Below are 237 nucleotides of genomic sequence, written 5' to 3' on the forward strand. Positions count from 1 at the left end.
CGGGACGCCTTATGCCGCGCAGATGGTTTGCCTCCAGCCCGGCAATACCTGGTATTCCACCACGCAACACTCCTGGAACGGTGACTGGTTCCAGAACGGCAATGAGGTTCAGTGGTACGGCAACGTCCCTATGGGTTCGGTTACGCTGGCGACGATCGGGATGGGGCAATTGACAACTGCTACGACCATGTCAGGTGAATACGCTGAATGGAATGCTCCTCAAACCCCGCTGTCGTG

At 57.4% G+C, this 237-nt stretch carries 1 protein-coding gene; it reads left to right on the forward strand.

Annotated features, from left to right (window positions below; genetic code table 11):
* A partial coding sequence (locus SB679_RS26190; RefSeq protein ID WP_410705336.1) for a hypothetical protein occupies nt 1-237 on the forward strand: 237 nt, incomplete at both ends.

It is taken from the genome of Chryseobacterium sp. SIMBA_029 (assembly GCF_046535275.1).
Lineage (GTDB): Bacteria > Bacteroidota > Bacteroidia > Flavobacteriales > Weeksellaceae > Chryseobacterium.